This window comes from Flavobacterium limicola, assembly GCF_003634755.1.
Lineage (GTDB): Bacteria > Bacteroidota > Bacteroidia > Flavobacteriales > Flavobacteriaceae > Flavobacterium > Flavobacterium limicola.
In genome coordinates this window covers 1-5,369 of record NZ_RBXA01000009.1, presented here as the reverse complement: position 1 = coordinate 5,369, position 5,369 = coordinate 1, and the positions used below count along the sequence as shown (strand labels likewise).

At 47.1% G+C, this 5,369-nt stretch carries 2 tRNA genes and 3 rRNA genes; all 5 read right to left on the bottom strand.

Annotated elements, in window-relative coordinates:
- Nucleotides 1-34: 34 nt before the first annotated feature.
- Nucleotides 35-144 (bottom strand): 5S ribosomal RNA (gene rrf / locus BC952_RS14735).
- 150 nt (nt 145-294) lie between these two features.
- A 23S ribosomal RNA gene (locus BC952_RS14730) occupies nt 295-3,178 on the bottom strand.
- A gap of 130 nt (nt 3,179-3,308) precedes the next feature.
- Nucleotides 3,309-3,382: transfer RNA gene (locus BC952_RS14725), tRNA-Ala, on the bottom strand.
- A 94-nt stretch (nt 3,383-3,476) separates the two neighbouring features.
- A tRNA-Ile gene (locus BC952_RS14720) sits at nt 3,477-3,550 on the bottom strand.
- A gap of 124 nt (nt 3,551-3,674) precedes the next feature.
- Nucleotides 3,675-5,188: ribosomal RNA gene (locus tag BC952_RS14715) — 16S ribosomal RNA — on the bottom strand.
- Together the 16S, 23S and 5S rRNA genes with 2 tRNA genes alongside form the textbook arrangement of a ribosomal RNA operon.
- Nucleotides 5,189-5,369: the final 181 nt, after the last annotated feature.

Sequence of the window (5,369 nt, the reverse complement as noted above, 5' to 3'; positions counted from 1 at the left end):
AAAAAAGCCTATCTTTTCAGATAGGCTTTTCAAAGAAAGGCGACGACATACTCTCCCACATAACTGCAGTACCATCTGCGCAGGCGGGCTTAACTACTCTGTTCGGGATGGGAAGAGGTGAGCCCCGCCGCAATAACCACCTTAAGAGGTTATAATTGCTTTGGGCAATTATTTGCAAGTCGTAATTCGTAATTATGAATTCGTAATTGCAATAATATCTTAACATACTGAGATAAAGAAAATAAAAAGTTTTGAGAAAGTTTCTTCTCCCGTCCCGAAAGACGGGAGAAAAGCGTACATAAGCTTACGGGTTATTAGTACTACTCGACTATGACATTACTGCCTTTACATCTATAGCCTATCAACGTGGTCATCTCCCACGACCCTTAAAAGAAATCTCATCTTGTGGTGGGTTTCGCGCTTATATGCTTTCAGCGCTTATCCCTTCCAAACGTAGCTACTCTGCGATGCCACTGGCGTGACAACAGATACACTAGAGGTTTGTCCAATTCGGTCCTCTCGTACTAGAATCAGATCCACTCAAATTTCTTGCGCCCACAGTAGATAGAGACCGAACTGTCTCACGACGTTCTGAACCCAGCTCGCGTGCCACTTTAATGGGCGAACAGCCCAACCCTTGGGACCTTCTCCAGCCCCAGGATGTGACGAGCCGACATCGAGGTGCCAAACCCCCCCGTCGATATGAGCTCTTGGGGGAGATCAGCCTGTTATCCCCGGCGTACCTTTTATCCTTTGAGCGATGGCCCTTCCATGCGGAACCACCGGATCACTATGCTCTACTTTCGTACCTGATCGACCTGTATGTCTCTCAGTCAAGCTCCCTTATGCCATTGCACTCTACGCACGGTTACCAAGCGTACTGAGGGAACCTTTAGAAGCCTCCGTTACTCTTTTGGAGGCGACCACCCCAGTCAAACTACCCACCAAGCAATGTCCCCCGTATTACGGGGTTAGGCCTCAGATAAACAAAGGGTTGTATTTCAACAATGACTCCACAACGCCTAGCGACGCCACTTCACAGTCTCCAACCTATCCTACACATCATTTATCCAAGGTCAATACTAAGCTATAGTAAAGGTGCACAGGGTCTTTTCGTCCCACTGCGGGTAAGCGGCATCTTCACCGCTACTACAATTTCACCGAGCTCATGGCTGAGACAGTGTCCAGATCGTTACACCATTCGTGCAGGTCGGAACTTACCCGACAAGGAATTTCGCTACCTTAGGACCGTTATAGTTACGGCCGCCGTTTACTGGGGCTTCATTTCAATGCTTCTCCGAAGATAACATCTCCACTTAACCTTCCAGCACCGGGCAGGTGTCAGGCCCTATACTTCATCTTACGATTTTGCAGAGCCCTGTGTTTTTGATAAACAGTCGCCTGGACCTCTTCACTGCGGCCAGCATTGCTGCTGGCGACCCTTCTCCCGAAGTTACGGGTCTATTTTGCCTAATTCCTTAGCCATGAATCTCTCGAGCACCTTAGGATTCTCTCCTCGACTACCTGTGTCGGTTTGCGGTACGGGTACTTATTACCTGAAGTTTAGAGGTTTTTCTTGGAAGCCCTTAGGCGCACTATCTCTTTGTCCGAAGACTCCGAGTACTATCGTATTTCCCCAAAACCCGTGGATTTGCCTGCGGGTCTTATAGGTAGGTACTTCAACGAACTATTCCGTCAGTTCGCGGCGCTTTCATCACTCCGTCACCCCATCACAGTAATAACTAGTACGGGAATATTAACCCGTTGTCCATCGACTGTCCCTTTCGGGTTCGCCTTAGGTCCCGACTAACCCACAGCTGATTAGCATAGCTGTGGAAACCTTAGTCTTTCGGTGTGCGGGTTTCTCGCCCGCATTATCGTTACTTATGCCTACATTTTCTTTTCTAACCAGTCCAGCATACCTTACGATACACCTTCTACCCTGTTAGAATGCTCCCCTACCACTTAGAGTAAACTCTAAATCCATAGCTTCGGTAATATACTTATGCCCGATTATTATCCATGCTCGTCCGCTCGACTAGTGAGCTGTTACGCACTCTTTAAATGAATGGCTGCTTCCAAGCCAACATCCTAGCTGTCTGGGCAGACAAACCTCGTTCTTTCAACTTAGTATATATTTGGGGACCTTAGCTGATGGTCTGGGTTCTTTCCCTCTCGGACTTGGACCTTAGCACCCAAGCCCTCACTGTTATGAAACATTATATAGCATTCGGAGTTTGTCAGGAATTGGTAGGCGGTGAAGCCCCCGCATCCAATCAGTAGCTCTACCTCTATATAACTTTACGCATAACGCTGCACCTAAATGCATTTCGGGGAGTACGAGCTATTTCCGAGTTTGATTGGCCTTTCACCCCTACCCACAGGTCATCCGAAGACTTTTCAACGTCAACCGGTTCGGACCTCCACACTGTGTTACCAGCGCTTCATCCTGCCCATGGGTAGATCACACGGTTTCGCGTCTAACACTACTGACTAAAGCGCCCTATTCAGACTCGCTTTCGCTACGGATCCGTGGCTTAACCACTTATCCTTGCCAGCAACGTTAACTCGTAGGCTCATTATGCAAAAGGCACGCCGTCACCCCACGAAAGGGCTCCGACCGCTTGTAAGCGTATGGTTTCAGGATCTATTTCACTCCGTTATTCACGGTTCTTTTCACCTTTCCCTCACGGTACTGGTTCACTATCGGTCTCTCAGGAGTATTTAGCCTTAGCGGATGGTCCCGCCAAATTCAGACAGGATTTCTCGTGTCCCGCCCTACTCAGGATACCACTATCGTTATCTTCTTTTACTTATACAGGGCTATCACCTTCTTTGGCTTTACTTTCCAGTAAATTCTAATTCAATCCGCAACAAATGTCGTGGTCCTACAACCCCAATATTGCCGTAACAACATTGGTTTGGGCTAATCCGCGTTCGCTCGCCACTACTTACGGAATCACTTTTGTTTTCTTCTCCTCCGCCTACTTAGATGTTTCAGTTCAGCGGGTTTGCCCACCTATCGGTGTACTATGTCTTCAACATAGTGGGTTGCCCCATTCAGGTATCTACGGATCATATCGTGTGTGCCAATCCCCGTAGCTTTTCGCAGCTTATCACGCCTTTCATCGCCTCTGAGAGCCAAGGCATCCCCCATACGCCCTTATTTTGCTTATTGTACCAATCTCGTTAATTAAAACGAGACCGTTTCTTTTACTTGTCTAATGATAAACAAGTAAAAAATGCTTTCTACTTTTTATTATTTTCTTATCTCAATATGTCAATGAACTTTTATCCTTTCGGATCTGTGGAGAATAACGGAGTCGAACCGTTGACCTCCTGCGTGCAAGGCAGGCGCTCTAGCCAGCTGAGCTAATCCCCCAATCTAATTATGAATTGTGAATTATGAATTATGAATTTATACTTCATAACTCCTCAACTCTAGAATTTCTTCTTTTTATTTAAGTTGTAAATAGTTGTCTCGGACAGACTCGAACTGTCGACCCCTACATTATCAGTGTAGTACTCTAACCAGCTGAGCTACGAGACACTCTTATTCTTAAATGGTATTATTTGAACTAACAGCAAGAGTAATAAAATGTTGAAACTTGTTTCCAACTCGAACTTTCGTCTTCTTTCCCTAGCGTGTATTGCTACTAACACTAAGGCTCTAGAAAGGAGGTGTTCCAGCCGCACCTTCCGGTACGGCTACCTTGTTACGACTTAGCCCTAGTTACCAGTTTTACCCTAGGCAGCTCCTTGCGGTCACCGACTTCAGGCACCCCCAGCTTCCATGGCTTGACGGGCGGTGTGTACAAGGCCCGGGAACGTATTCACCGGATCATGGCTGATATCCGATTACTAGCGATTCCAGCTTCACGGAGTCGAGTTGCAGACTCCGATCCGAACTGTGACCGGTTTTATAGATTCGCTCCTGGTCGCCCAGTGGCTGCTCTCTGTACCGGCCATTGTAGCACGTGTGTAGCCCAAGGCGTAAGGGCCGTGATGATTTGACGTCATCCCCACCTTCCTCACAGTTTGCACTGGCAGTCTTGTTAGAGTTCCCGACATGACTCGCTGGCAACTAACAACAGGGGTTGCGCTCGTTATAGGACTTAACCTGACACCTCACGGCACGAGCTGACGACAACCATGCAGCACCTTGTAAATTGTCTTGCGAAAAGTCTGTTTCCAAACCGGTCAATCTACATTTAAGCCTTGGTAAGGTTCCTCGCGTATCATCGAATTAAACCACATGCTCCACCGCTTGTGCGGGCCCCCGTCAATTCCTTTGAGTTTCATTCTTGCGAACGTACTCCCCAGGTGGGATACTTATCACTTTCGCTTAGCCACTGAGATTGCTCCCAACAGCTAGTATCCATCGTTTACGGCGTGGACTACCAGGGTATCTAATCCTGTTCGCTACCCACGCTTTCGTCCATCAGCGTCAATCAATTAGTAGTAACCTGCCTTCGCAATTGGTATTCCATGTAATCTCTAAGCATTTCACCGCTACACTACATATTCTAGTTACTTCCTAATAATTCAAGTCAGACAGTATCAATGGCCGTTCCACCGTTGAGCGATGGGCTTTCACCACTGACTTATCTGACCGCCTACGGACCCTTTAAACCCAATGATTCCGGATAACGCTTGGATCCTCCGTATTACCGCGGCTGCTGGCACGGAGTTAGCCGATCCTTATTCTTACAGTACCGTCAAGACTCTACACGTAGAGTTGTTTCTTCCTGTATAAAAGCAGTTTACAATCCATAGGACCGTCATCCTGCACGCGGCATGGCTGGATCAGGCTTGCGCCCATTGTCCAATATTCCTCACTGCTGCCTCCCGTAGGAGTCTGGTCCGTGTCTCAGTACCAGTGTGGGGGATCTCCCTCTCAGGACCCCTACCCATCGTTGCCTTGGTAAGCCGTTACCTTACCAACTAGCTAATGGGACGCATGCTCATCTTTCACCGTTGTGACTTTAATAACTCGACCATGCGGTCATGTTATACTATGAGGTATTAATCCAAATTTCTCTGGGCTATCCCTCTGTGAAAGGTAGATTGCATACGCGTTACGCACCCGTGCGCCGGTCTCTAATTCCGAAGAACTATACCCCTCGACTTGCATGTGTTAAGCCTGCCGCTAGCGTTCATCCTGAGCCAGGATCAAACTCTTCATCGTATATTGTTTGCTTGATTGCTCAAGCTATTGTTATTCGACTAAATTCTAGTGGTTTTTTCAAATCTCTCGATTCTATTACTCTTATTCTTTTGTTCTAAGATCTCTCTTAAAACGGCTGTCAATTCAATATGTCTAGGAACGTGTTCTTATCTTGTTTTTCAACTTCTTTTAACACTTGTTA